At 71.9% G+C, this 1880-nt stretch carries 1 protein-coding gene; it reads left to right on the top strand.

The features are described from left to right. On the top strand, positions 1–1803 hold a 1803-nt coding region (locus AC0L2J_RS27540; protein ID WP_473395103.1), incomplete at its 5' end, for an OmpA family protein. Positions 1804–1880 lie beyond the last annotated feature (77 nt).

Below are 1880 nucleotides of genomic sequence, written 5' to 3'. Positions count from 1 at the left end.
GCTCCGCAACAGCATGCGCCGCCTCCTGCACCGCCCGCGGCACGCCCGGCTCCCACGCCCCCGGCGCCGCCGCCCGCCGCGGCTCCGCAACAGCACGCACCCACGCCTCCGCCTGCGACGCCGCCCGCGGCCCGTCCGACTCCCACACCGCCCACCGCCGCTCCGCAGCAGCACGCACCGACACCTCCGCCGCCGCCTGCGGCCGGACCTTCGGGACGGCCTGCGCCTGCGCCGACAGCAACGCCCCCGGCACCTGCTGCTCCCGCAGCGCGCCCGGCAACGCCTGCTGGCCCGACCGCCACGCCTGCTCCGACAGCAACACCTGCGCCGACCGCAACGCCGGCTCCGGGCAGCACGCCGCCGACTGGCCGCCCCGGTGCACCGCCCCCCGGCGGACGTCCTGGCGCGCCCCCGGCAGGATCAGCGACACCGACTCCAGGCGCCACACCCGCGCCGACGGCCACGCCGACCCCCGGTGGCGCTCCGACGCCCCCGCCCGGACGTCCCGGTGCGGGACCCACGCCCGCTCCTGGCGCGACCCCGGCTCCAGCCGCGACGCCAACCCCCGGTCAGCAGGGAGGAGCGCCTCCTGCTGGCGCGCCCGCTGCCGCAGCTCCGCCGACCCAGCCGCAGGCTGGCGCCCCGCCCCGGCCGCCGGCTCCCCCCGCCGGCGCCGCGGCACCGAGCACCGTCCCGGGCTCGGCGGCTGCGACCCCGCCGCCCAACAGGGCGCAATACGCGCCGCCGACGGTTGCGCCGGCCTTCCGAACCGCGCCGACGGTCGCAGCACCGCTGCCGCCAGCACCGCGTCCGCCGCAGCGTGACCTCACGCCGCTCGCGATCGGTGCAGGTGTCGTTGCCGGCGCCGTGATCGGAGCCACCATCGCCGACCTCCACCATCAGCGGCGCGAATCCGTCGAAGGCGGTCGTACCGTCTACACCGAGCCGGACCGCATCATCATCCGCGATCCCGGTGGGCAGGCCTACGTCCGCGGCAACGATCTCTATCGCTTCCGCTACGGCGCCCGCGACATCCGGACCGAGACTGTCGGCGCCGATACCCGCACCGTGGTGATCCGTCCCGACGGCAGCGAGATCATTACTGTTGTCGGTCCGGACGGTCGGCTGCTGCGGCGAATTCGCAGGGATCCTCGCGGCCGCGAGCTCATCATCATCGACAACAGCTACCGCGATCCGCAGTCGGTCGGCGGCTTCTATGTCGACGCACCGCCGCCGGTCGTGAACATTCCTTACGACCGCTATATCGTCGATGCCCAGGAGGCGTCGCCGGACGTGATCTACCAGACCATGCGGGCACCGCCGGTGCAGCGGATCGATCGGCGTTATACGCTCGACGAAATCCGCTACAGCCCCAACGTTCGCATGCAGATGCCCAGCATCGACGTCAATTCGATCAGCTTCGAGACGGGGTCGTGGACGATCCCAGCGGATCAGGCGGCCAAGCTGCAAGTGATCGCCGACGGTCTCAATCAGGCGATCCAGGCCAACCCGCGCGCGGTGTTCCTGATCGAGGGACACACTGACGCGGTCGGCAACGACGTCGACAATCTGTCATTGTCGGATCGTCGCGCGCAGTCCGCGGCCGAATTGCTGACCCAGCAATTCGGTGTGCCGTCTGAGAACCTGACGTCGCAGGGCTACGGCGAGCAGTACCTGAAGGAGCAGACGCAAGGACCGAGCGCGATCAACCGACGCGTCACCGTCCGCAACATCACGCCTCTGCTCAACGGCGGCCAGGCCTCGCTGCCGCCGCCCCCGCCCGGCACCGCGCCGCCGCGCTAAAGGCGAAGCACAAATGCAAAATGGCCGGGAGCAATCCCGGCCATTTTTTTGTTTCGTAGCCCGGATGGAGCGAAGCG

Source organism: Bradyrhizobium sp. MV1.5, from assembly GCF_055807615.1.
The sequence above is the reverse complement of the archived record's forward strand: the minus strand, read 5'-3'. Positions and strand labels throughout refer to the sequence as shown.